The sequence below is a fragment of the Mesorhizobium sp. IMUNJ 23232 genome (genome assembly GCF_044326205.1).
Classification (GTDB): Bacteria; Pseudomonadota; Alphaproteobacteria; order Rhizobiales; family Rhizobiaceae; genus Kumtagia.
Genome location: NZ_JBIRCY010000014.1, coordinates 124,116 through 149,117 on the forward strand (window position 1 = coordinate 124,116; position 25,002 = coordinate 149,117).

A 25,002-nucleotide genomic window follows, 5' to 3' on the forward strand; every position below is an offset into this window, starting at 1 on the left:
TCCTGCCTCAGGTCATCATAGACAGAGCCGTCTCCGCATGACAGGCCGTGGACGCGTCGCCTGCAATCCGGTGCTAGCCCCGGTCGTTCGGCGCGTCATAGGTGATCGAGAACCGGTCGGCCGGGTGGCGGGCGACCGAAAGCTCGACGTTGCGGCCGTCCGCCGCCTGGTAGAGCATCTCGACCGTCAGCAGCGCCGAGCCCGGTTCGACTTCGAGCGCTTCGGCGGTGTTTTCGTCCGCTACCTCGGCGCGCACGGTCATATGCGCCACCGCCAGCCGCAGCCCGATCTTGCGCTGCACGGTGTCGAAGATCAGCACGTCGGTGAAATCGCGGCGGTTGAGTCTTTCGCCGATCTCGGCCGGAAAATAGGTCGTGACGTAGGCTTTTTTCTCGTCGCCCGCCTTGAGCACCGAGCGAAGGCAATAGCCGGCCTCGCCTTTGCGCGCGCTGAAATAATGCTGAAGCAGAGGTGACGCCTCTCTGCGGTACGACACAACATCAAGCGAGGCGTCCCGCGCATAAGCGGCGATATCGGTGAAACTCGCCATGTGCCATGCGACACCGGTCTCGGTCTCGCGGGCCGCCACGACGGCCGGCTTGGCCGACCGCTTGCGGATCAGGCCGCTGCCTTCGAGGTCCCGCAGCGCATGCCGAACGGTGATCAGGCTAACGCCGAAATGGTCGGCGATGCTTGCCTCCTTCGGCAGTTCCTCGCCGACCGCCAGCGCTCCGTCGATGATGGGCCGGCGCAGTATATCGGCCAATTGCCGATAAAGGGGGCCGCCCTCGCGGCCGAGCGTGCGCCTGGGGAAGAGTTCAAGGAGCGAATTCGACTCGCGCATTTCCAGGTCCCATGACGCCTCGCGGCTAACCCCGAGTACCTGTTTGAGCCAAACGACGGAGAGAACGCAAGATCACAGAAGAGGTCGAAACACCAGAAATATCGTCTAATTTTGGGTGTTTGAAGCGCCAACAGGGTTTTTGGAACGACCGGACGGTTACTATGCAACGGATCGGCATCTAATTGCGCTTCAATGCGCCAAACCAGCGCTATCCCTGGTGAACCGGCCCGTAGGTGAGTCGCAACGGCCTACCGCCGGCCTTGCGGACTGGCTGGGCAGTACGCTGTGGCCGGAGGCGAGGCCCCGACGCTCATGCGGGGCGCGGTTTCTGCCGCAGATGCTCCAGGTTGACGCAGTTCATCAACACACCCTCGTTGAGATAGGTGACGATGACCTCGATCGCCTTGCGCTGCATGTCATCGAGCGCCGACGGGCTGTAGAACGCCGAATGCGGGGTGAGCGATAGTTTGCCTTCGGTCCAGGCCTCGCGCGCCCGCCATGCCTTGACAAGGGGGTGTTCCGGATCGGCCGGCTCGCGGGGCAGCACGTCGAGGCCGGCACCGGCGATGCGGCCGGCCTTCAACGCTTCCGTCAGCGCGTCGAGGTCAATGATCGGCCCGCGCGCCGTGTTGATGACGATCAGGTCGGGTTTTGCCTTGGCGAGCAGTTTTTCGCCGACCATGCCGCGCGTCTCGTCGGTGAGCGGCGTGTGCACGGAAAGAATGTCCGTGCGAGCCATGACCTCGTCGAGGCTGCGCACCCGCTCGTAGCCGACGGCGAGTTCCGCGCCGTTCGGCAGGTAGGGATCATAGAAGATCACCTTCATGTCGAAGGCGGCGGCGCGGCGCGCGGTCGCTAGGCCTATCCTCCCGAGGCCGAGCACGGCAAAGGTCTGGCCGCGCAGGCGGCGCACCAGCGGCGCCGCGGCGTAGTGCCAGCCGTCGGTCCGGTCACGCACCGCTTCCTGGTAACTGCTTGTGCCGCGCGTCAGCGACAAAAGCAGTGCCAGCGCGTGGTCGGCGACTTCGGTGGTGCCGTAGTCGGGCACGTTGCAGACCGGCACGCCGCGCGCGCCCCAGCCGGCGAGGTCGAGGGTGTCGTAGCCGACGCCCTCGCGCACCACGATCTTGCAACGGTCGAACGCCTCGACCGGAACGCCGATCTGCAAGGTCGCGGCGCAGTTGATCACGGCGTCGGCGGCGCGGCAGCGTTCCAGCGACGGCGGCTCCGTCGCTTCCGCGCCCGAGCGGTGGATGTCGAAGACCACGTCCGGTCCGAACGCCTGGTAGAGCGCCGTGTCGGGGGCATAGGTATTCACTTTCAGGATGCGCATTGGTTCTCTCTTCTGTCATCCTCCAGCAGAGGCTGGCGGTTGTTTAGAGCGCGCCGCGCCCAATCGTTTCCATTCTGCCGGGCCGGTTTGGGCGTCCTTCGGACCCATCGGGCTTTGTCTTGTCCGGGCCACCAGCCCGGCCTGCGACGACGCCCTCGACCTTGACCCAAACCGCCGCCGGGAGGATGAAAACGATTGGGCGCGACACGCCCTATTGTTGACTGTATCCATTTGCCGATGAGCGACGATTCCTTCGATTTCGCGCCGACGCCGCGCCGGGTGCTGACCGACGACGTGGTCGACGCCATCCGCAACGCCATCCTGTCCGGAAAAATCCGTCCCGGCGCGCGGCTGATCGAGGAGGATCTGGCGGCTTCCCTCAAGGTCAGCCGGGGGCCGGTGCGGCAAGCGATCTTCCGCCTCCAGCAGGAGGGGCTGGTCGTCCACGAGGCGCATCGCGGCGCCACCGTCGGGCAGGTCTCGCAGGACGACGTCGAGGAAATCTACAGCCTGCGCCTCGCGCTTGAGCGGCTGGCGATAGAGCAGGCGAGCCGCAAGGCCGGCGCCCGGGAACTGGCGGAGATCGAGGCGGTGCTCGACCGTTTTCGCGCCACCCCTCGCGCCGACATGTCGCGGCGGCTGGTGGCCGAACTCGACATCGACTTCCACGACGCGATCTTCCGCGCCGCCGGCAACTGGCGGCTCTACCGCGCCTGGGAGACGCTGCGCTCGCAACTGATGATGTTCTTGATGCTGCGCGACGCGCTGCCCGACGACTATCCGGACAGCTGGCACCGCGACCATGTGCACCTGCTCGGCGTGATCCGTGGCGGCGACATGGCGCTCGCCCAGGAGACCATCGAAACCCACATCAACCGCGCCAAGGACAGGCTGCTTGCCATCCTGCGAGCGAGCGGCCGCGTTTCTTCGACTTGGTGATCCAGGACAATCGCTTGAAGGAAGAACCCCTAACCCCTCCCCGCAAGGGGGAGGGGGACTTTGTGGCCGCCACGCTGAGCAAAACCGTCGACGATTGGCGCCTGGCGGAGACGGCAAGTCCCCCTTTCCCTTGCGGGGAGGGGTTAGGGGTGGGGGTAGACCTTTCAAGCGACTGCCCTGCCTGGTGATCCCTGTTGCCTTGACATGCGCCCGTCCTGGACCTTACGCTTGGATTGTAAACAATAAACAGTTCTCGGCGCAACGCGTCTTTCCCGAAGCTGATCGTCGACGGCGACATTCGTGCAGCCTCTCTCGGAATCGCGCCGCCGATGACGCAGTTCGACATGCTGTTCTGCAGGCCGGCGTGGTGTTTTCGGTGCTGCCCGTGCTTTCTACATGGCGATACACATGCTGCGCGGCCTGACCGCCGGATCGGTGAAGGGATAACGCATCATCCCGAAACGGTGCAGACTTGCCGGGACGAGATCAGGCGCAGGGAGGGAGGGGAAGGTGAAGATCATCAAGATAGAAACCATCTGGTTCGAGGCGCTGCCGGCTGCGGAGTGGCAGAAGCAGAACCCGAAGGCGCGGCAGGCGCTGCCCAACAATCTGTGGGTGCGCGTCCACACCGACACCGGTCTCTCCGGCATTGGCGAGACCTATTACCTGCCGCGTGCCGTCGCCTCGATCGTGCATGATGTCTACGCGCCGCTGCTGGTCGGCCGCGACCCGCGTGACATCGAGAACCATTGGCAGAACATGTTCGCGCTGACCAATTTCTGCGGCGTCATGGGCGCGGAGATGCGGGCCATCTCGGCGCTCGACGTGGCGCTGTGGGACCTGCTTGGCCAGATCGCCGGCCTGCCGGTCTACATCATGCTCGGCGGCCGCAGCCGCGACCGCATCCGCGTCTACAACACCTGCGTCGGCGCGGGCCGGCATGCGGGCGACCTCGACGCCTGGCTGACCGGCAAGGCCGGCGAACTGGCTGAGGATCTGCTGAAGCAGGGCATATCGGCTATGAAGATCTGGCCCTTCGACCAGTTCGGCACCGGGCTCGGCGGCCCCGGCAACGAGCGCGGCGACACAATGGTGTGGGGTGCCAGGACGGCCGCCGGCACGCGCGGACTCGGCATCTCCAACGACGATTTGAGAGCCGGCGTGGCCATCGTCGAAGACATCCGCCGCGCTGTTGGCGACCGGATGCAGATCGCCATCGAGGGCCACTGCCGCTGGGACCTGCCGTCCTCGGTGAAGATCGCTAAGGCGCTGGAGCCGCTCGACGTGATGTGGCTGGAAGAAATCATGCCGCCCGACAATGTCGATGCCTTCGTGCGGCTGAAGGCCGAGACGTCTGTGCCGATCTGCCAGAGCGAGCGCGTCTTCACCCGTTTCGGCTTCCGCCCCTGGATCGATAAGGCGGCGACCGACATCGTCATGATGGACCTGTCCTGGGGCGGCGGCCTGACCGAGGGCCGCAAGGTCGCGGCCATGGCCGACACGGCGATGCTGCCCTTCACCTGCCACGACACGATCGGCCCGGTGGCGCTTTGGGCGGCGACCCACATGATGCTCAACGCGCCGAACGGCCTGATCATGGAGATGGTGCGCGGTTATATCGACGGCTGGTACGACGAGGTGGTGGAGGACCGCATCCAGGTGGTCGGGGGGCATCTGATGCTGCCGGACAGGCCGGGGTTAGGCACGAAGCTGCGCGAGGATCTTTTCGCGCGGCCGAATGCGCGGATCGAGACGACGACGGAAGAGAGCTTGAAGGTGTGGTGATGAAAAGGCGCGATGTTGACGACCCCCTCCCCCTTGTGGGGAGGGGTAAGGGGTGTGGGTCGAGACAGACTCGGCCTTTGCCGCCTTTGTTCCTCGTTCGGGCTAATAGCAGTGCGCTGGCGCGGCGGTACCCCCACCCCTTACCCCTCCCCACAAGGGGGAGGGGGGCGCCAGCGGCGTGCGCGTTCGTCAACGAGGGCGCCGCATGACCCCCTTCACCGTCAATTACACTGGCGACTACCTCGACGAGCACGGCAATCTCACCGTGCCCGAGATCGCGCTCGATCTTTATGCCGGCAAGCCGTTCCTCGCGCAGGGCTTTCTGACCGAGCAGAGCCCGCGGCCGGGCGACGCGGCCTATTGGGATCAGCTCTATTCGCTGGAGGTCACGCCCGAACAGGTCGCCCGCTCCGAGGCGATCGTCATCTTCAGGCCGTGGGTCCGGGCGTCGGCCTTCGCCAGGGGCGCCGGGCGGTTGACCGTTATCGGCAGGGCAGGGACCGGCATCGACAAGCTCGACCTTGCCGCCTGCACCGAGAACGACGTGGCGGTGTTCAACGCGCCGGACACGCTGACCCATGCCACGGCCTCCTCCGCCTTCCTGTTCATCCTGGCGCTGGCCAAGCGCCCGACCGAACAGGAGCGCCTCGTGCATCGCAGCCGCTGGGACTTGCAGCCGCGAACCATGGGCGTCGACCTGCCCGGAAAGGTGCTGGGCATCGTCGGCCTTGGCGCCAGCGGACGCGAACTGGCCCGGCTGATGCGGCCGTGGGACATGGAGATCATTGCCTATTCGCCGCGCGCCAGTGCGGATGACGCGAAGGCGCTGGGCGTGAGGCTGGTGCCAAGTCTCGACGAACTGCTGGAACATTCCGATTTCGTCAGCCTGCACAACCGGCTCGACGCATCGACGCGCGGTACAATCGGCGCCGAGCATTTCGCCCGCATGAAGCGGAGTGCCTATTTCATAAACGTCGCGCGGGGCGAGATTGTCCGCGAGCCGGAACTGATCGAAGCTCTGCGCGACGGCGTCATCGCCGGTGCGGGTCTCGACGTGTTCGAGCACGAGCCGATCCCCGCAAACCATCCGCTGACCGCATTCGAGAACGTCATCCTGACGCCGCACTGGCTGCCGTCGACGCGGGATGCCGCCCGCCTGACCATGGTGAACATGTCGAACGGCATTTTGCGCGTCGCGCAGGGGCTGGCGCCCGAAAATGTCGTCAACCCAAAGGTTCTCGACCGACCCGGCTTCAAGGCAAAACTCGCTCGTTTCGCCACCAATCGCTCATCCTAATCTCATCCCAAGGACAATCCAAAAATGTTTCGCCCAAACCGACTGAAAGCCCGCGTTCGCGCTGGGGAAAAATCCATGGGCACATGGCTGCAAAGTGCCGCGCCCACCTTCGCCGAGATGGCGGCGGTGGCCGGTTTCGACTTCATCATCATGGACGAGGAGCATGGGGCGGGTGAGTTGCAGCATGCCGTCGACATGATGCGGGCCGCTGCCTGCACCGACACCACCATGGTCATCCGCGTGCCCTCGGACAATCCTGTCTATCTGCGCCGGCTGGTCGAGGCAGGCTGCGACGCGCTGCTGGTGCCGATGGTGGAAAGCGCCGAACAGGCCCGCGCCATCGTCGAGGCCGTGCGTTTCCCGCCGCGCGGCAAGCGCGGCAACGCATGGGACGCCGCCCGCGCTTCCAGCTTCGGCCTCTATCCGCGCTACTATGAGGAGGCTGACGACAATCTTCTGATCATCGTCCAGATCGAGACCAAGGCCGGCGTCGAGAACGCGCGCGAAATCGCAGGCGTCGAGGGTGTCGACGTCATCTTCATCGGCCCGACGGACCTTTCCGGCAGCATCGGCTTTCCCAACCAGACCGGCGCGCCGGAGGTCGACCGCGAAATCCGCCGTGCGATGGCGGCCGCGCGCGAGGCCGGAAAACCGCTCGCCACCGTGCCGCGCGTCGGCCGCAGCAGTTCTGAGCTGTTCGACGAAGGTTTTTCGATGATCGCGTCGGGTAGCGAGCTTTTCTACCGTCTCGGCATCATTCAGATGATGAAGGAATGGCGGGAGTATCAGGGCAAGGAGGCGACGCTCGCGGCGCCCGGGGCATCGTCCTACGGGCGGTAAGGGGTGTGCGTCCGTCGCAGGCGAGCCTCGAAGGACGCACCATCAATCTCAAAACATGAACCCGGCCGTCCAACCTCCATCGACCATCATCAGATGGCCGGTCATGTAGGAGTTTTCCGGAGCGCATAGGAACAGGATGCCCTCCGCGATTTCTTCGACATGCGCCGGTCGGCCGAGCGGGATATGGTTCATGAAACCCGCCATCTGCGCGCGGAATGAGCCATCGTCGCCGTAGAACAGCTGTTTCGTGCCCTCGGTCAGCACCGATCCGGGAGCCAGCGAATTGACCAAAATTCCTTTAGGCCCGAGCTCGAGCGCCATGGAGCGTGTCAGGTGAATCACGCCCGCCTTGGCCGCGACGAAAGCACTCTGCAGCCGCATCGCCGTAACACCGACGACAGAGGCGATGTTGACGATGCGCCCCTGGCCGCGCGCCACCATCGGCTGCAGCACGGCGTGGCTGACGACATAGAGCCCGTCGAGATCGATGCCGACAACCCTGTGCCACTCCTGCTCGGAGAACAGGTCGATGTCGACGCGGTCCTTGAAGGAGTTGACGCCGGCATTGTTGACCAGCACGTCGATTTTTCCGAATTTTTCCAGCGCGGCGTCGACGGCGCGTTTCGCGTCTTCCGCGCGGCGCACGTCCATCGAGACGGCGAGCGCGCCGGGCAACTCGCCGGCCACCCGCTCGGCGCCGGCGGTGTCGATATCGGCAACGACGATGGATGCGCCGTTCGCGGCGAGCCGATGCGCTGTGGCGCGGCCGATCCCGCCGGCAGCGCCGGTGATGAAGACGACCTGTCCGGTGAGATCAGTGCGCATGGGAAGGTTCCAACGATATCCTCGTCAACACTGCCGGCATCTCCCGGGGCGAAGCGGCTTCGTGACAGAAGACATCTCAAAAATTCCGCGCATAGCCCGCCGCCCAGCCGCCATCGACGTTCAACGTATGTCCGGTCATGTACGCATTGTCGGGATCGGCGAGGAACAGCACTGCGGCTGTGATTTCGCTCAAGGCCGCTGGCCGCTTGACGCCCGTATGAGTCAGGAAACGCGCCGTGCGCACATCGCCGCCAGCTTCGTAAGCGCCCACCGACACTGCATTGACGACCACGGACGGTCCGAGTTCCATGCTGAGCGTCCTCGTCAGCGAGGCGAGTCCCGCCTGATCGGCCGAGAAATCGGCAAAACCCTTCACCGGCACCAGCGCTGCCGCCGAAAACACCAGAACGACCCGCTTCAGCTTTGGGGCGAGTTGCCGGATTGCCGCAACGAAATCGGCGCGCTCGCTGCCAAATCCGGTGTCCAGCTCGGGCAGGCCGTTGGCGCCCTGGCTGACAAGAGTCAGCACGAACGGATCGCTTTGAGGTGCGCCGGCTGCCTCGATTGCCGCCGCGCTTGCCACATCGATATCGACGACTTCAGCGCCATTGTCGGCAAGCGCCTGGCGTATCGCCGAAGGGAGCGCGCCCTCGGCGCCGCCGACCAGCGCAACCTTGCCGTCGAGGTCGATGTTCACACCTTTGCCCCTGCGGTGCTGGATGTCTCCCGCGCTTCGGGAATTTTTCGGCCATAGCGTTCGGCCGTCTCCTTCAGCGCAGCCCATGTCGTGCGGTCGACGGGGATGCCGTTGCTTGCCCGGCGTTCGGCCTCGGCCTTCTCGACGTCGCCAGGCGCCATGACCTTCTGCCCCGGCTGCGCCGGCTGGGCGCGAAGGTCTTTCAGGAATGCGCCGACTCGCTCGTCGAAGGCCGCGAGCGCCTGGAAGATCGCCGGGTTGAGGATCAGGAAAAAATGACCGATCGGGATCGGCTTGCTGTAGTCGGCTCCCGCCAGCGCGGGAATGGTGAAGCCGTGGCCCATGCCGGAAAAGGCCGAGCAGAGAATGTCCACCACGGCAGCAAGGCCCGCGCCCTTGTAGCCGAAGCCGGCGCCGCCAACCGGCAGCACGGCGGTCGCCTGGAACGGATCGGTGGTCATCACGCCGTCCGCCGTCATCGCCACTTCGGGCGGCAGCGGCTTGCCGGTGGCGCGGCGCAGGAAGATGCGATTGTAGGGGATCGAACTTGTCGCCATGTCGAGCAGCATCGGCTCCTCGCCGGGCGCGGGCACGGCAAAACTGATCGGATTGGTGCCGTAGAACGGTTTCGTGCCGCCGAACGGCACGACGGCGGCGTCGGCATGGGTCATGCTGATCGCGGCGAAACCGGCGCGCGCCGCCGCGAGCGCGTAGACACCGGAGGCGCCGTGATGTGTCGATCGCCCGACCGTCACCGCCGCGACGCCGCTCTCCTTCGCCAGCAATACCTTCCTCGATGGCGTGGAAGCTGGCGAGATGACCGAACCCGTTGTCGGCATCGACATGGCCGACCGCCGAGGCTTTTTGCGCGAAGGTGACGTTGGGGTTCTTGTTGATGCGTCCACCCTCCAGCATCTGGATGTACCAAGGCACCAGCCTGACGCCGTGGGTGTCGACGCCGCGCGACGAGGCGTCGACCACCGCCCGAGCCACGGCCTCCGCGCTTTCGGCGCTGGCGCCCCCCGCCTGTAAGAGACTGCTCACGTATACCAAAAGCGTAGACGCCGGACACAAGAACCCATCGATCGGCTCGATCGCCATTCAAAAATCTCCCGCTGATTCCGTTGCGGCATTTGCTGCCGTCTTTCCCTAGACCAAAAGGCGGAACGGCGTCTCAACAAGGTCCCTGAACACGCCAAGAAATTCCTCCGCGTCCTCGTCGCTGATTCTGGCGGGATCGTAGCTCAGCAGGCATTCGGCGGAGCCGTCGTTTTCCTCCGCTCCGATGACCAGCCTTGCCGCGCCATCATCGATCAGCCGTACGGCGACGGGACGGATGCCGGCCCGGCCGAGGAACGAGACCGCGAGAGCGGCCCTGCCGTCATCGCCGGACGACTGCCGCAGCTTCGCGATGGCGCCCAGCGAAGCATCCGCCAATCCGTTCAGGCGCTGGCACTTGTCGGGTGCGGTGAGCAGCAGAAGCGCCTTGTCGGGGGCAACGGATTTTGCCGTTTCCGATGCGACTGCGGCCGCCTTGAGGCAGATGTCCTCCCGCGTCACATCCGGCCGGAGTTCGCGGACCTGAGCAAGCAGCGTCCGCATCGCCGAGAAGTCGACGCGTACGGCAATGGCCGAAGGCGCCGCAGCGACAGTAATTTTCTGCGATTCCGCGATTGCCGGAGCGGGATCGGCGGAGACGAGAATTGTCGGCGCCGGTGGCAAAACACTTTCGATCTGCGGCGCTCTGAAATCGATCAGGTCGTCGCCGGTGATGCGGCCGTTCGGCCCCGACCCGGTTACGGCTGAAAGCAGCACGTTCCGTTCGCGCGCCAGCCGGCGGGCATAGGGCGTGGCGCGGATGCGGCCCGAGGAGGGCGTGGAGGCAACGGCAATCGTCATCGCAGCCCGTCTCTCAGTGCACGGCGCCGATGCGACCGCCCATCGGCACAACAGTGCCGACGGCTTGTTCGATCGTCAGTCTGCCGGCCGCCGGCGCCTCAATCTCGACCACCGCCTTGTCGGTCTCGATCTCGGCCACCAGCTCGCCGGCCTTCACCGCCTCGCCTTCAGCCTTGGCCCAGCGGATGATCGTGCCTTCGCTGACCGTCAGGTCGCCGAACGGCATGGTGATGGGCTCGCCGCCATTGCCTGCCGCCGCCGCGGCGCCCGGTGCCGGAGTAGCGGCCGGCGACGGGATGTTGGTGTTTGCAGGAGCGGCCTGGGCAGGGACCACCGCCGAGGGAGCCGAAGCAGTCGCAGTCGCCGCGAGACCCGGATAGCGCCAGTGCCAGGGCACCGGTGCGCGTCCGCCGATGACATCTTTGGCCGCCGCGACGATCTTTGTCGCGTCGACCAGCATCATGCGCTCCAGCGACGGCGCCAGCGGATGCGAGACCGGCTCGGTGTGCAGCCGGCCGACCGGCGCATCGAGGTCGTCGAAGGCGATCTCGTTCATCGCCTGGCCGAGCTCGGCGCCGACGCCGCACATTGCCCAGCCTTCGTCGACGATCAGCAGGCGGTGGGTCTTCGCCACGCTCTCGGCTACGGTCTTGACGTCGAGCGGCACGATGGTCCTGAGGTCGATCACTTCGCAGTCGATGCCTTGCGCGGCCAATGTTTCCGCCGCTTCGAGGCTGCGATGCACAAGCTGTCCGGCGGACACGATGGTGATGTCCTTGCCGCTGCGCGCGATGCGGGCCACGCCGAACGGCACGAGGTGTTCGCCCTCCGGCACCTCGCCCTTGGTGGCGAACAGCGCCTTCATCTCCATCATCATCACCGGGTCGGAGGCCCTTAGTGCTGTCTTCATCAGACCCTTGGCGTCGGCCGGAGTCGAAGGCACGCAGACGATGAGGCCCGGCACATGCGCCCAGACCGGATGATAGGCGCCGGAGTGATGCGGCCCGGCGCTGCGCACTGCGCCGGCGCCGACGCGCACCACCATCGGGGCGCTCATCTGGTTGTTCGACATGTAGCGCAGCTTCGCCGCCTGCAGCACGATTTGGCCGCCGGCCTCGAACATGAAGTCGGCGAACATCAGGTCGGCGACGGTGCGTGCGCCGGTCGCCGAAGCCCCAACGGCAGCACCCGTAAATCCCTGCTCGGATATCGGCGTATCGACCATGCGGTTCGGCCCGAACTCCGCCCACAGGCCCTTGGTGTGGGCAAACGTGCCGCCGCGCTCGCCTGTCCCCTCGCCGAAATACAGGATCGCCTTGTCGCGGCGCATCTCTTCCGCGATGCCGTCGCGCACCGCGTCGAGCCAGCTTGTCACGGTCCCGCCGGTCATCGGCTTGGCCGCCAGCGCCTCAGGCGGATTGAGTGGTTCGGCGAAGACGTGGTGGAAGGCGGTGGCCGAGTCCGGCTCCGGCGAGCGCCGCGCGAATTCCAGCGATTCCTGGACGATCTTCTCGATGCGTTCGTCGATCGCGTCGAGTTCGCCGGCGTCGGTCGCCGCATATTCCTGGAGCAGCGCCTTGCGAAAAATCTTGATCGGGTCTCTCTTCGCCCATTCGTCGACTTCCGCCTGGGTGCGGTAGGTGCCCGTCACCGGGTCGCCTTCGTGGTGGCCGACGGTGCGGTAGGTTTTCGATTCGATCAGTGTCGGCCCATCGCCGCGCCGCGCCCGCTCCACCGCCTCGCGCATGACTTCATGGACGGCGAGCACGTCGTTGCCGTCGACCGCGATGCCGGGAATGCCGTAGGCGGCGGCGCGCGTGGCGATTTCGGGATTGAGCGTGGCGGTCTTCAGCGGCGTCGCGGTCGCGTAGAGATTGTTCTCGCAGACGAACACCGCCGGCGCCTTCTGGATGCCGGCAAAATTCAGCGATTCGTGGAAGCCTGCATGGTTGGTGGCGCCGTCTCCGAAGAAGGCGACGCCGATGTCGTCGCGGCCTTGCACCCGCGCTGACATGCCCACGCCCGCCGCATGGCTGATGCCGGCGGCGACGATGCCATTAGTGCCGAACAGGCCGACGGAACGGTCGTAGAGATGCATGGTGCCGCCGCGCCCGCCGCAGCAGCCGTCACGTTTGCCGAACAGTTCGGCCATGAGGACGTTGGGATGCATGCCCTTGGCCAGCGCATGGCCGTGGCCGCGATGCGTCGAGGTCACCCAGTCGGTGGGCCTGAGATGCGCGCAGACACCGACGGCGGTCGCCTCCTCGCCGATGTAGAGATGCAGGAAGCCGGGGGTCTCGCCCTTGCGGCAGGCCGTCTGCGCGACGCTCTCGAAGCGCCTCAGCAGCACCATCTGCCCGTAGAGCTTGAGCAGCAGCGGAACGTCGAGATTGCGCCCCGCGTGATCGGAACCGTTGCCGGCGACGGCGATGTTTGAACGGGCCATTTCCCCACCTTTTGACGACATTGCGCCATTCGCATTCTGCCGCATAATGTTATAATAGCATTATATCACCGGGACCGATTTCGCAATGTGGGCCGAACGGTCGGGCTATCGCGGAAGACTTTGTAAACAGTTTGCAATGCGTGGACAACGGTAATCGATTATAATAGCATTCGAGCGTGACGGGGGAGGACGCCTGTGCGCTGGGCGTTGTGCAAGCGCCTCGAAAACCGACTTGAACAGACACGCCGCGGCCTCATGCAGGATGCGGACGTAAGGCATCACATGCATGGGAGGAGACAACATGCGAGCATTCCAAAATTTGAGGCAATTGGGCATCATGCTGGGCGCGTTGGTGCTGGTCGCCGCGGCGTCGCTGCCGTCGCCGGCTGCTGCGCAGACGGTCGATGAGATCATCGCGCGCGGCAAGCTGATCGTCGCCATCGACACCACAACGCCGCCCTACGGCTTTCTCGATGCCGATCTGAAGCCCACCGGCTTCGACATCGAGGTCGCCAACAAGATGGGCGAGGCACTGGGCGTTCCGGTCGAATTCGTCACTGTGACGTCGCCCGGCCGCATCCCGTCGCTGCTGACCAAGCAGGTGGATGCCGTCGTCTCGATCTTCTCGATCACTGCGGCGCGTGCCATTCAGATCGACTATTCGATCCCCTATGCCGGCCAGTCGGCGGTTGTCATTGCGCCGAAGAGCACGGTGATCAACAGCCATGCCGACCTGGTCGGCAAGAAGGTCGGGCTGACGCGGGGTACCGGCGAAGACGGACTGCTGACCAAGGCCGCCGAAGCCAACCCCAGCATCGAGATTCTGCGTTTCGACGATTATTCCTCGCTGCTGCAGGCCATGGTGTCTGGCCAGATCGACGCGATGGGCGGCGGCGACTATGGCGAGATCTACCTGAAGAAGGCGCAGAACGGCGACGATTTCGAGCAGAAATACATCCTGAAGACATTCTATTTCGGCATCGGCGTCGCCAAGGGCAACGACAATCTGCGCCAGTGGATCAACACCTGGCTGTTCACCCTGAAGACCGACGGCACGCTGGAAGCCCTGTCGATGAAATACCGCAACCAGCCGCTTCCGGCGCTGCCGGTTTTCTGATCGGATGGTGTTTGTCTCGATGCCGGGGCCGCCCGACGGCCCCGGTTTCCCTTGCGCCACGGGATGTCCATGACAACCGCCCTCCAGTTCGGCCCGGTGCTGGTGCATCTCGACAGGCTGCTGTGGGGTCTGCTTCAGACCCTCGAATTCGCCGTTCTCTCCATCCTGTTCGGCACCGTCATCGGAATTCTCGGCGCGGTCGGCCGCAGTTTCGGGCCGCGCTGGCTGTCCGCGATCATTGCCGCCTATGTCGAGTTGATCCGCAACACGCCGCTGCTGATCCAGCTCTATATCGTCTTCTTCTCGCTGCCGCTGATCGGCATGAAGTTCACGCCCGGCACTTCGGCGATCATCGCGCTCTCCATCCATCTCGGCGCCTACGCCACCGAAATCCTGCGCGCCGGCGTCGAATCCATTCCCGTCGGCCAGATCGAGGCGGCAAAATCGCTCGGCCTCAGCTCCTACCGCATCATCCGGCATGTCGTGCTGGTCCCCGCGATCCGCGCCGTCTATCCGTCGCTGTCGGCGCAGTTCATCCTGCAACTGATGGGCACCTCAATCGTCGGCGCCATCGCGGCGGAAGAGCTGACGGCCATCGCCAACAATCTGGTCATGCAGACCTTCCGCAGCTTCGAAGTCTACATCATCGTCGCCGTCATCTATTTCGTCGTGGTGCAGGCGGCGAGCCTGCTGCTCGCCGGCGCAGGCCGCCTGCTGTTCCGGTGGAAGCAATGAGCCTGCGCGAATTCGGCCCGAACGAGTTCTGGTTCATCCTGCTGGCGACCCGTTGGACGATTTTGCTTGCCATCATCGCCTTCGTCGGCGGCGGCGTGCTGGGCATGATCGTTGCCGCGCTGCGCGTCGCGCCGGCCAGGCCGTTGCGCTGGCTGGCCACCGCCTACATCCAGTTCTTCATGGGCACGCCGCTGCTCATCCAACTGTTCATGGCCTATTACGGTTCGTCGCTGCTGGGTTTCCGGCCCGACCCGTGGACGGCGGCGGCGCTCACCTTCTGTCTCAACGGCGCGGCCTTCTTCGGCGAGATCTTTCGCGGCGCCATCGAGGCCATACCGAAGGGCCAGTGGGAGGCATCGACGGCGCTCGGCTTTCGCTTCGTCCGCACGCTGCGGCTGGTGATCGTGCCGCAGGCGGTGCGGCTGATGCTGCCGCCGACCGTCGGTTTCATGGTGCAGATCGTCAAGTCGACCTCGGTCGCCTCGCTGATCGGCCTGACCGAGCTCGCCCGCGCCTCGGTGCAGGTCAACACGGTCACCTTCGAGCCAGTCTACGTTTTCGGAACCGCCTCGCTGATCTATTTCGCGCTGTGCTGGCCGCTGTCGCTCTATGCGGGTTATCTCGAACGCAAATTCGCCGTCGGCATGGTGCGCAAGCCCGAGAAGCCGTTGATCATGACATCCGCCTAGGACCGGTGGTGGTGGTCACGCCTGTTTCCCCGGCCCCGCGACGATCTTGCGGTCATGCAGCGCGCCGATCTCGGCCTCCGAAAGTCCGAGCAGGTCGGCAAGCACCTCGTCGGTGTGCTCGCCGAGCATGGGGGAGCGACCGGGCACATCGCGTTCCATGCCGCTGAAGCTGGCCGCCGCGCCGGGCGTGAGATAGGCCGAGCCGCTCGGGTGTTTCACCGTAGCGAAAACCGGGTTCTTTTCCGAAAGGTCCGGATCGTCCGAAAGCGCCTGTGACAACGTCCGATACGGCCCCCAGCAGGCGCCGGCGGCATCCAGTGCGGCGGCGAGTTCGCCACAGTCGCGCCCGGCGATCGCGGCCGCCACCAGCGGGTTCAGCGTCTCGCGATGCTCGAAGCGAACGCCCTCGTCGCGGGCGAAGGACACGCCGGCAGCCTGCTCGGCGCGACCGACCGCCTCGCCGATGCCGAGCACCTCGATCAGGCCCGACCATTGGCGCCGGGTGATCGCCACGATCATGATCCGCTTGCCGTCGCGCGTCGAAAAATCCCGGCCGAAGGCGCCGAACAAGTCGTTGCCATGGCGCGGCCGGTCGGCGCCGGAAAGCGCCGTCTCGGCGATCTGGCCGAGATGGCCGAGGCTCGCCATGGCGACGTCGCTCAAAGGCACGCGGATCTCCTGGCCCTGGCCGGTGTCGCGGCGGTGGCGCTCGGCGGCGAGCAGGGTGAAGGCTCCATAGGCACCGGCCAGTAGATCCCAGGCCGGCAAGACATGGTTCACCGGCTCGTCGCCCAGCGAGGCCGGGCCGGTCATCTGCGGAATGCCGATGGCCGAATTGATGGTGTAGTCGACGGCGGGCGTTCCGTCCGGCCGGCCCATGACGCGCAGCACGATCAGGTCTTCGCGCCTGGCTTTCAGCCGTTCGTAGGAGAGAAAACCGGCCGCCGGAAAATTGGTCAGGAACAGGCCGCGATCCCGGCCGGGCGCGGTGATCAGGCCGGTGACCAGTTCGCGGCCCTGCGGGCTGCCGAGGTCGACCGCGATCGACTTCTTGCCCTTGTTCAGCCCTTCCCAATAGAGGCTTGCGCCGGCCGTGCGCGGCCAGCGGAAAAAGTCGGGTCCGCCGCCGATCTGGTCGATGCGCACCACCTCGGCGCCGAGCTGCAAGAGATGCAGCCCGCAGGACGGCGCGGCGATGAACGACGCCGCCTCCACGATCCGCATGCCCTTGAGAAATCTATACATTTTGCCCGCGCCCTGTCTTCGTGCAATGAGGCGCGGAGCATTCCGTCGCGGCGTGGCCGCCGCCTCTTCCGGTCTTTCCGAACCCGGACAAACCGCGGCGCACCTTTGCATCGAACATGTTTGTCGTAAAGCATTTCTCGCCGCGGCCGGGCCGGCGCAAACACCGGGGACAGTTTACTTTTTTCCGCCCGCGCCAGCCTTGAAGCGGCTGCGCCCTTCTTCGGAAAAAGTAAACTGTCCCCTGCATGCAGCCGTCTTCGCCGCCACGCCCGGTTCTTTTTCCGCCTGACCATTAAGTCATTGAGATATCTTGCTTTCCGAGACCCGCCGACGTGGCAGGGCCTGCGTCAAGACGTATTCCTGCGCGGCGGCTCCAACGCGTAGAGCGCCATTGCATTGGCATGCGCCAGGATCTCGTCGACCTCGCGGATGTTCTTGCGTTTCGGAGCATCCGGATCGAAGCGCGGCAATCTTCCGCCGGGCGGCCGGCCGCGCCGCAGCGGCGAAAAACGCCGGAACCGGACCGGACCCGGCTTGCCGCCTGCTGCCGCCGCGTCGCGGGCTTGCCTGTCGCGTTGAAGGGCGGCCTCGTTGCGCGCTTTCCAGCGGGCGAAACGTTGTGCCTGGCCCGGAAGATCGTCGAGTGCCTGACCCAGCGCGTCCAGCCGGAGCGTCAGTTTTGCCGCATTGATCGGATCGTTCTGCGATGGCGGCGGCGGCAGGGGGATGCGTGGCGCATCGTCGTCGAATGACCGGATGCGCGGCACGGCGTGCGCCGGCACATAGTTGCGGCGGATGCGGAACGGATATTTCAGCGCATCGAGCAGCGACAGGTTTTGTCCGCGCGGGCGGGAAGCGCGAAGTTCGGCGGCTTTCCGCTCGGCTTCATAGCGGGCAAAGTCTTCTCTCGACAGGGTGACGGCAAGGCCGAGGCGGCGCATGGCGGCCACCGTGTCGGAAATTTTTGGCTTGAGCTTTCGCGGGCGAAACGGCGGAAGCGTCACCACGATGCCTTGGGCCGCCGCGATGATGAGCCGTCGCGCGGCGGATTCGGCCGGACGCAGCAGCAGAAGAATGGCGCGGTAGAGGTGGCGGGGAAGCGTAAGTGCCGGGGACAGTTTACTTTTTTCCGCCCGCGCTTCGTTCTGAGTTGCCGCGCCCTTCTGCGGAAAGAAAGTAAACTGTCCCCCAGCGCCAAGCTCCCCAGCGTCCGGATTCTGCCCCCCGGCGCCCGCCTTGCCGAACCCCATCTCGGCCATGCCGACGAGCATTAAGAGGATATGCTTCAGCGCCTGCCGGTATCGCTCGATTGTCGTACTCGCGTCTCCAAACTCCACTGCTGGCTCCTCCGGACAAGGTCGGCATCCAATATGGAACATATAGGGAACAAGCGCAATAGTCCTAAGAAAATAATCCTCGACGATGATGGAAAGGCGAAGCGGCCGTCACGCTCTCAGCGCAACACATTGAAAAAGTGTGATTTTTCAATTGGCGGCGGCATGTTTCAGGACTCTCCCGGCCTTGGCGAACGGCCGTTCGAAAACAATGTCATGCTTGTAAAACCAAGCGGAAACAGAGAGTTGTTCGGGACGCGCGTGGATTTTCGCGCAACCAGCATGACTAGGGAGCCGGCCTCGGCGGTCGTCTCGCCAAGGGCACGGCGGTAAGGGCAAGCCGAGCCGATAAGCGATGTCCTGCCTTTTTGGCGCTGGAATTCCGGGGACAGTTTACTCAATTTCGGGTTCAACCCCTGCCGCAACGGCAGCGCGGGGGCCGGAATTGAGTAAACCGTCCCTGGATTTCAGGCCGGCTGTAACCGGTCTACCTGGCAACTGTCCCTAAAGCTTGGTTCAATTTTATCGGGTACCTATCCCGTGACTGCGAAAGTGAAAACCCAACGCGAAAAATCGAGGAAGCGGCGCGTGAGCTAGAGACAGGCAACTCCGAAGAGCGGTTTGACCGGATTGTGGCCCGGCTCTCTTTGGCGATCTTCATGGCGAGACGTAGATATTCGGTATCGCTCGTCACGGCCGCCTCCTTGGGATGCCCATTCGAACCACCTACGGGTTATAGAAACAGGACGATAAACACTATCTCGACCACAAGCAGGGCGAGACAGCACGACCCACCGATAGCATATCCTCGCCAGAACTCCTTAACGTCTTCGTCACTCCGGATAGTGTCGAGCCATAGTTCGGTCGGAGGTCCCAGGCAGAGCGGAAGCGGGACCGCGGGTGGTTCCGTTGAACGAACATGTTTGACAGGCAGGGTTGTCGGCATCGAGCATCCCCCACCTCATTAGATTAGCAGATACTAAAACATATGCCCACGGACCACTAGTTGCACCAACACGCAACCGCGCCTGAGACGATGACTATCAAACGGCGGCCCTTTGCACGCAACGGTGTGAAAACGGCAAGGGCGCTAGCCTCGATGGCCAGCTTGGAACGGTTCGAATAGCGGAAGTCGAACTCTGCGAGGTAGCGGTGGGTGGTGTCCGGCGCAATGCTGATACGCCCTTCACGCTGCGCTTGTGGCCCTCGACCGTGTTGAGCGGGCGTTGCGCCCGCCCAGGCCAACTGCCGGCAAGGCCGCCAGAGCCGGTAAAACCGTCATTGGTGCCGCCAGCCATCACCTGTCCTCGCCGCCGTCGCGCTGGCGCCAAAATGTGTCGGCGAGCTGCGCCAGATGGGCGCGCATCGCCGCTTCGGCGCGGTCCGGGTCGCGCGCGGCAATGCCGTCATAGATCGCCTTGTGGGCCTGGTAGGCGGTCTTCTCCTGGCCGCTGGCGGCCAGCGTCACCACGCGCTGTTCCTTCAGCCATTCCGAAATCTGGTCGTGCAGCGCGATGAACACCGGGTTGCGGGCGATGCGCGGCAGCTCGAAATGGAAGGCGATGTCGGTGCTGGTGAAGCGCTCGCGGTCGCCGATCGCCTTGCGGTTGGCCTCCAGCGCGGCCTTCAGCGCTTCCAGATCTTCCGCAGCGGCGTTCTGGGCGGCCTCGCGGGCAAGGCCGGCCTCGAAGAACATGCGCGCACCCTGGAAATGGCGCTGGCCTTCCCTGGTCGACAGCATCTGGCGCACCGCCGGCGCCATGCCGGTGAAGATATGGGTCGCCGTCGGCATCAGCACTTTGGCGCGCGCGCCGTTGGTGAGTTCGACGAGGCCCGCCTTCTGCAGCGCGATCAGCGCCTCGCGGATCGCGGGCCTGCCGACGCCGAAGCGGTTCTGCAGGTCGCGCTCGGGCGGAAGCTGGTCTCCCGGCTTCAGCTTGCCCGACAGGATCTGCGCCTCGAGATGCGAGGCGACATGTTCGAAGAGTTTCTTGCGTTCGATGACGAGTGGGTCGACCATAGACCTTTCATACCATCATGCTTGACAACCATGCAACTGCTTGCAAGTATGAAAGTGACAAGACAGCTTGCACAGCGAGATGGACCCGGCGCTCGGCGCCGGGCTTTGGCCTGCCCGCCGCGGAGCGGCGGCGGGAGAGCGTCCGTCTTTTCTGTTTGCGCATCAGGACCGGTGGCGGCAGCGTCATCGCAGGGAGGATTTTGGAATGCGGATCGCCATTCTGGGCGGCGGCGGAGCCATGGGCGGCATATTCGGGGGGTATCTCGCCCGCGCCGGCAACGATGTCACCCTGATCGACGTGTCGAAAACAGCCGTGCAGGCGATCAACGACAACGGTCTTGTCATCGAGGAGAAGGACGGCTCGCAGCCGGTCATCCGCGTGTCGGCCAGCGACGATCCGACGGAGGTCGGGCCGGTCGACCTCGTGATCAACTTCGTCAAATGCTACCACACCGAAGCCGCCGTGCGGGCCGCCGCGCCGATGATCGGCAAGGAGACGGCGGTGCTCAGCCTGCAGAACGGCTGGGGCAACGCGCCGCGCATCGCCGGCATCGTCGGCGAGGACAGGGTGCTGGTCGGGCTGACCTATCATGGCGGCACGCTGCTGGCGCCGGGCCGGGTAAAACATCCGGGCAGCGGCATGACCTATATCGGCGAACTCACCGGCAAGGAGACCGAGCGGCTGGGCCGCGTGGTCGACGCCTTCCGCGATGCGCAAATCGAGACCACGAAGTCCGGCCGCATTCTCGACGAGGTGTGGAAGAAGCTGGCGCTCAATGCCTGCACGCTGCCGGTGGCCGGCCTGCTGCGCTTCATGTCGCACGAACTGGTCGCCTTCGACGGCACCAAGAACCTGATGGCCGCGATCCTGAAAGAGGTCGTGGCGGTCGCCAAGGCGCAGGGCATCGCGCTCGACTATGACGAGCGCTGGGCGGCGATCACCGGCCTGCTGGAAAAGGCCGTCGGCGGCAAGGCCTCGATGTTGCAGGACGTGGAGGCCAGGCGCCAGACCGAGATCGAGGTGATCAATGGCGCGATCGTCGAGGCGGGCAGGCGCACAGGCGTGCCGACGCCGCACAACGAGACGATGGTCTGGATGGTCCAGGCTGCCGAGCGCCACTATCTGCAGGCGAAGGCCTGAGGCTGATGGCCGCGCGGCTCGAAATCCGCAACGTTTCCAAGACGTTTCCGGGCGTGCGCGCGCTGGACGACGTTTCGATGAGCGTCGAGCCCGGCGAGATCCGCGCCCTGCTCGGCGAGAACGGCGCCGGAAAATCGACCCTCGGCAAGATCATCGCCGGCGTCTATTCGCGCAGCCAGGGCATTGTCGTCATCGACGGCCAGGAGATCGAGGGCGTCGACGAGAAGGCGGCGGGTGAATTGGGCATCGGCATCGTCCACCAGGAAGGCTCGCTGGTGCCGCAGCTTTCCGTGGCGGAGAACATCTTTGCCGGCCGCCAGCCGACGCGCTGGCTGGGGCAGGTGGATCGCCGCGCGATGCGCGAGCAGGCGAGGGCGCTGATCGCCGAGCTCGGCGTCGTCATCGACCCGGCCGTCAAGGTGGCGTCGCTGTCGCCGGCCCAGGCGCAGATCGTCGAGATCGCCAAGGCGCTGTCGCGCGACCTGCGTATCCTGATCCTCGACGAGCCGACGGCCGCGCTTACGCTGACCGAGACCGAAAAGCTCTTCGAGGTGGTGCGGAAACTGGCCGGAAACGGCGTCTCTATAATCTATGTATCGCACCGCCTGGCCGAGATCTTTTCGCTCTGCCATTCCGTCACGGTGTTGAAGGACGGCAGGCTGGCCGGCACGCGGCGCGTCGCCGAGACCTCGACGGACGAGCTGATCCGCCTGATGGTCGGCCGCGAGGTGCATCTGTCGCGCGCGGCATCGCGAAGCCTCGGGCCGGTCGTGCTCAAGGCGGACAATGTCAGCGCGCCGCCGCTGGTCCGCTCGGCCTCGATCACGGTGCGCGCCGGCGAGATCGTCTGCCTTGCCGGCCTCATTGGCTCCGGCCGCAGCGAGTTCTGCGAGGCGATTTTCGGCGCAAGGCGCAGGCGTGGCGGCGCGGTCAGCATCAGCGGCGCGCCGGTCGACCCGACCGGCCCCTGGGACGGCAAGCGCGCCGGCATCGGCATGGTGCCGGAAGACCGCAAGACCTCGGGCCTGTTCCTCGGCATGGACATCGTCAACAACGTCGCCGCGACGGTGCTTTCGAAAGTCTCGTCGGGAGTGAATTTTTCCAACAGCAAGGCGGAGGCGCTGGCTAAGAGCTTCGTCGACGAATTGCGCATCGCCACGCCGACCGTGCACAAGGTGGTCGGCGACCTCTCGGGCGGCAACCAGCAAAAAGTGTTGCTCGCCAAATGGCTCGCCATGGAACCGCGCCTGCTCATCGTCGACGAGCCGACGCGCGGCGTCGATGTCGGCGCGCGCTCGGAAATCTACCGGCTGCTCCGGGCGCTGGCCGACAAGGGCGTGGCGCTGCTGATCGTCTCGTCGGACCTGCCTGAGGTGCTGGCGCTGGCGGACCGCATCGTCGTCATGGCCGAGGGGCGCACCGTCGGCGAACTGCCGGGCGACGGCGCCAGCGAAGAACAGGTACTGCGGCTGGCGACGAAATACACCGCGTCCGTCGCCGGGCTTCGCGGCGAACCGGCGAGGGCGACAGCGTGATGGCGGCCGAGATGACCCAGCAATCCGGCGAAGGGGCTGCCCGCGACGCGCTCCTCCTGCGCACCGTTCGCCGCCTGGCGGATTCGCGCGAGCTGACGCTGTTCATCCTGGTCGTGGTTCTGGCCGTCGTCATGACCATCGTCTACCCCAATAATTTCCCGACCGGCGCGAACATGCGGGCGGTCCTGCTCAACCTCGCCCCGGTCGGCATCCTGGTCTGCGGCATGATGCTTTTGATGATCGCCGGCACATTCGACCTGTCGGTCGGCTCGACGCTGGCGCTGTCCGGCGTGTGGGCCGGCGTGGTCGCCGGCTGGTGGGGCTGGCCGGCGGAGATCGCGCTCCTGATCGGCATAGCGGTCGGCGCGATTGCCGGGCTGATCAACGGGCTGATCGTCACGCGCATCGGCATCAACGCGCTGATCGCCACGCTGGGAACGCTCACCATCTATCGCAGCCTGACCTATGTGACCGCCGGCACCGGCGTGACGCCGATCGGCGACGCTTTCGCCGCCTATGGCCGTGCCGCCGATCCGATCCTGCGCATCCAGTCGCCGTTCTGGGCGATGCTGGTTCTGGTGCTGATCGGCGGCTGGCTGGTGGCGCGCACGCGCTTCTTCCGGCAGTTCTATTTCGTCGGCGGCAATCCGCGCGCCGCCCAGCTTTCCGGCATCCGCGTCGACCGGCTGATCCTGATCGGCTTCATCATCATGGGCGCGCTTGCCGGGTTGGCCGGCGTGCTGGGCGCGGCGCGCTTGAACAGCGCGGTCGTCAATGCGGGCGTAGGCATAGAACTGAAGGTCATCACCGCGACCGTGCTCGGCGGCGCCAGCCTGAAGGGCGGCGAAGGCACGATCCTCGGCGGCATCCTTGGCGTGCTGTTTATCGCGCTGATCGAGAACGCCATGATCATCAACGCGGTCGGCGTGTTCTGGCAGGGGCTCGTTGTCGGCCTGGTGCTGCTGTTCGCGGTCTCGCTGGACCGTTTCAAGAGTGTTGGCCGCGCCTGAGGAGAGCGTGCGCCTTCGCATGGAAACGCCGGGCGGCCGGCGGGCGTGAAAGAATGGAAGACTGGTTTCTCAGGAGGAGTTGGACATGAAATCGGCATTAAAAAGCATTCTCGCCGGCGCCGCCCTTGCGGCCGCCGCGATCGGCCTGAACGCGCCGGCCGGCGCGCAGGAATCGTCCTTCGGCCCGGCCGACGCGAAATACACGTACTACTGGATTTCCAACAAGGCGAACCTGCCGCTGTTCGTTCAATACGACTATGTCGGCATGAAGCGCATCGCCGAGGAACTCGGCGTCAAGGTCATCGTCGCCGGTCCGACCGATTTCGACGTGCCCGGCTTCATCGCCGCCGTCGACCAGGTCTGCGCCCAGAAGCCGAGCGGCGTCTCGGTGGTCGGCGGCTGGGACCCGTCGCTGACGGAATCCGTCAAGAAGTGCATGGAGCAGGGCGTGCCGACGGTGGTCGACGATGGCGACCTGCCGGATTCCGGCCGCCTGGCCTATATCGGCACCAACTGGACGCAGGTCGGCGTCTCGCAGGCCAGGAAGATGATGGAGATGCTTCCTAACGGCGGAAAACTTGCCATGATGTCGATCATCAACGCCGGCAACATGCGCGAGGCCGTCGCGGGCTTCCAAGCCTATATCGCGGCGAATGGCGGCGGCAAATACGAGATCGTCGCCAACGAGGACGACGGCGGCGACGCCCAGAAGGCGGCGCAGGTCACGGCGGCGATCCTCGCGGCGCATCCCGACATCGCCGGCCTCGCCGGCTTCGATTCGGAGTCCGGCGCGGGCATCGTCACGGCTTTGCGCGAGGCGGGCAAGAACCCCGGCGACATCAAGGTCACCGCGATGGAGCAGACGCCCGACTTCTTCAAGACGGCCAAGGAGGGCTGGGTCGACGGCATCGTCGTGCAGAACCGCGAACTCTTCATCTATTACGCGGTGAAGCTGCTGCATGACTTCAACACCAACGCGCTGAAGTCGGCCGGTCTTGGCTCGGCCGATGGCGGCCGGCCGATCCCCGATAGCCTCGACACCGGCGTGCTGCTGGTCACCAAGGACAATGTCGACAAGGTGCTGACGGCGCTGAATGTGAAGTGAGGGTTTGACGATCCTCCGCGCCTCGCCTGCGGCGAGACGCGGAGGCATCACCCCCTCACCGGCCCTTCGGGCCACCTCTCCCCCTGCCCGGGGGAGAGGATAGCCGGCCGCAAGGTGAGCGCCAGTCGCTGGCGCTGCGCATCCTCTCCCCGGGCAGGGGGAGAGG

General features: G+C 65.3%; 20 protein-coding genes and 2 pseudogenes. 11 read left to right on the forward strand and 11 right to left on the reverse strand.

Annotated features, from left to right (window positions below):
- Positions 1–73: 73 nt before the first annotated feature.
- Positions 74–844, reverse strand: a complete 771-nt coding sequence (locus tag ACH196_RS13095; protein ID WP_396647340.1) for a GntR family transcriptional regulator — start codon at positions 842–844, stop codon at positions 74–76.
- Positions 845–1,154: 310 nt separating this feature from the next.
- Positions 1,155–2,177, reverse strand: a complete 1,023-nt coding sequence (locus tag ACH196_RS13100) for a C-terminal binding protein (RefSeq protein ID WP_396647341.1) — start codon at positions 2,175–2,177, stop codon at positions 1,155–1,157.
- 237 nt (positions 2,178–2,414) lie between these two features.
- Between ACH196_RS13100 and ACH196_RS13105 the strand changes: the two genes are divergently transcribed.
- The 4 genes from ACH196_RS13105 to ACH196_RS13120 all read left to right on the forward strand — a co-directional run bounded on the left by ACH196_RS13105 (position 2,415) and on the right by ACH196_RS13120 (position 7,038).
- Positions 2,415–3,116: a GntR family transcriptional regulator gene (locus tag ACH196_RS13105; protein WP_396647342.1), complete on the forward strand. Its 702-nt coding sequence runs from the start codon at positions 2,415–2,417 to the stop codon at positions 3,114–3,116.
- Positions 3,117–3,626: 510 nt separating this feature from the next.
- On the forward strand, positions 3,627–4,901 hold the full coding sequence (locus tag ACH196_RS13110) for a mandelate racemase/muconate lactonizing enzyme family protein (RefSeq protein WP_396647343.1): 1,275 nt from the start codon (positions 3,627–3,629) through the stop codon (positions 4,899–4,901).
- A gap of 205 nt (positions 4,902–5,106) precedes the next feature.
- Positions 5,107–6,198 (forward strand): 2-hydroxyacid dehydrogenase, encoded by a 1,092-nt coding sequence (locus ACH196_RS13115; protein WP_396647344.1) that lies wholly within the window; start codon positions 5,107–5,109, stop codon positions 6,196–6,198.
- Between the two features lie 75 nt (positions 6,199–6,273).
- Positions 6,274–7,038 (forward strand): HpcH/HpaI aldolase/citrate lyase family protein, encoded by a 765-nt coding sequence (locus ACH196_RS13120; protein WP_396647345.1) that lies wholly within the window; start codon positions 6,274–6,276, stop codon positions 7,036–7,038.
- 48 nt (positions 7,039–7,086) lie between these two features.
- Here the strand turns inward: ACH196_RS13120 and ACH196_RS13125 are convergent, their stop codons facing one another.
- From ACH196_RS13125 to ACH196_RS13145, 5 genes and pseudogenes are all read right to left on the reverse strand, one after another.
- Entirely contained in the window at positions 7,087–7,863 is a 777-nt protein-coding gene (locus ACH196_RS13125; protein ID WP_396647346.1) for an SDR family NAD(P)-dependent oxidoreductase, read from the reverse strand.
- A gap of 76 nt (positions 7,864–7,939) precedes the next feature.
- Complete coding sequence (locus tag ACH196_RS13130; protein ID WP_396647347.1) at positions 7,940–8,560, reverse strand: SDR family oxidoreductase; 621 nt, start codon at positions 8,558–8,560, stop codon at positions 7,940–7,942.
- Positions 8,557–9,661, reverse strand: a pseudogene (locus tag ACH196_RS13135) (Ldh family oxidoreductase). Before ACH196_RS13135 ends, ACH196_RS13130 begins: the two are co-directional and overlap by 4 nt.
- Positions 9,662–9,709: 48 nt before the next feature.
- Positions 9,710–10,459: an E3 binding domain-containing protein gene (locus ACH196_RS13140; protein WP_396647348.1), complete on the reverse strand. Its 750-nt coding sequence runs from the start codon at positions 10,457–10,459 to the stop codon at positions 9,710–9,712.
- Positions 10,460–10,472: 13 nt separating this feature from the next.
- Positions 10,473–12,905: a pyruvate dehydrogenase complex E1 component subunit beta gene (locus ACH196_RS13145; RefSeq protein WP_396647349.1), complete on the reverse strand. Its 2,433-nt coding sequence runs from the start codon at positions 12,903–12,905 to the stop codon at positions 10,473–10,475.
- Positions 12,906–13,206: 301 nt separating this feature from the next.
- On the opposite strand from ACH196_RS13145, the gene ACH196_RS13150 reads away from it, so the two are divergent.
- The 3 genes from ACH196_RS13150 (at position 13,207) to ACH196_RS13160 (ending at position 15,446) form a co-directional block, all read left to right on the forward strand.
- The gene (locus tag ACH196_RS13150; protein ID WP_396647350.1) at positions 13,207–14,022 is read left to right on the forward strand and encodes a transporter substrate-binding domain-containing protein; all 816 of its coding nucleotides are present in this window, start codon (positions 13,207–13,209) and stop codon (positions 14,020–14,022) included.
- Positions 14,023–14,091: 69 nt separating this feature from the next.
- Complete coding sequence (locus tag ACH196_RS13155; protein WP_396647351.1) at positions 14,092–14,757, forward strand: amino acid ABC transporter permease; 666 nt, start codon at positions 14,092–14,094, stop codon at positions 14,755–14,757.
- The gene (locus ACH196_RS13160; protein ID WP_396647352.1) at positions 14,754–15,446 is read left to right on the forward strand and encodes an amino acid ABC transporter permease; all 693 of its coding nucleotides are present in this window, start codon (positions 14,754–14,756) and stop codon (positions 15,444–15,446) included. Before ACH196_RS13155 ends, ACH196_RS13160 begins: the two co-directional genes overlap by 4 nt.
- A gap of 15 nt (positions 15,447–15,461) precedes the next feature.
- Here ACH196_RS13160 and ACH196_RS13165 read toward each other — a convergent pair whose 3' ends face one another.
- The 4 genes and pseudogenes from ACH196_RS13165 to ACH196_RS13180 form a co-directional block, all read right to left on the reverse strand.
- A complete protein-coding gene (locus ACH196_RS13165) occupies positions 15,462–16,691 on the reverse strand; it encodes a CoA transferase (RefSeq protein WP_396647353.1) in 1,230 nt (409 codons plus the stop codon).
- A gap of 347 nt (positions 16,692–17,038) precedes the next feature.
- Entirely contained in the window at positions 17,039–18,028 is a 990-nt protein-coding gene (locus ACH196_RS13170) for a hypothetical protein (RefSeq protein ID WP_396647354.1), read from the reverse strand.
- 1,095 nt (positions 18,029–19,123) lie between these two features.
- Positions 19,124–19,242: pseudogene (locus ACH196_RS13175) on the reverse strand (IS1595 family transposase); the annotation flags it as partial.
- Between the two features lie 80 nt (positions 19,243–19,322).
- A complete protein-coding gene (locus ACH196_RS13180) occupies positions 19,323–20,045 on the reverse strand; it encodes an FCD domain-containing protein (protein ID WP_396647355.1) in 723 nt (240 codons plus the stop codon).
- 205 nt (positions 20,046–20,250) lie between these two features.
- On the opposite strand from ACH196_RS13180, the gene ACH196_RS13185 reads away from it, so the two are divergent.
- From ACH196_RS13185 to ACH196_RS13200, 4 genes are all read left to right on the forward strand, one after another.
- Positions 20,251–21,186: a ketopantoate reductase family protein gene (locus ACH196_RS13185; RefSeq protein WP_396647356.1), complete on the forward strand. Its 936-nt coding sequence runs from the start codon at positions 20,251–20,253 to the stop codon at positions 21,184–21,186.
- A gap of 5 nt (positions 21,187–21,191) precedes the next feature.
- Positions 21,192–22,721: a sugar ABC transporter ATP-binding protein gene (locus tag ACH196_RS13190; RefSeq protein WP_396647357.1), complete on the forward strand. Its 1,530-nt coding sequence runs from the start codon at positions 21,192–21,194 to the stop codon at positions 22,719–22,721.
- Positions 22,722–22,732: 11 nt separating this feature from the next.
- On the forward strand, positions 22,733–23,731 hold the full coding sequence (locus ACH196_RS13195; RefSeq protein ID WP_396647358.1) for an ABC transporter permease: 999 nt from the start codon (positions 22,733–22,735) through the stop codon (positions 23,729–23,731).
- 85 nt (positions 23,732–23,816) lie between these two features.
- Positions 23,817–24,836: a substrate-binding domain-containing protein gene (locus ACH196_RS13200; protein WP_396647359.1), complete on the forward strand. Its 1,020-nt coding sequence runs from the start codon at positions 23,817–23,819 to the stop codon at positions 24,834–24,836.
- Positions 24,837–25,002: the final 166 nt, after the last annotated feature.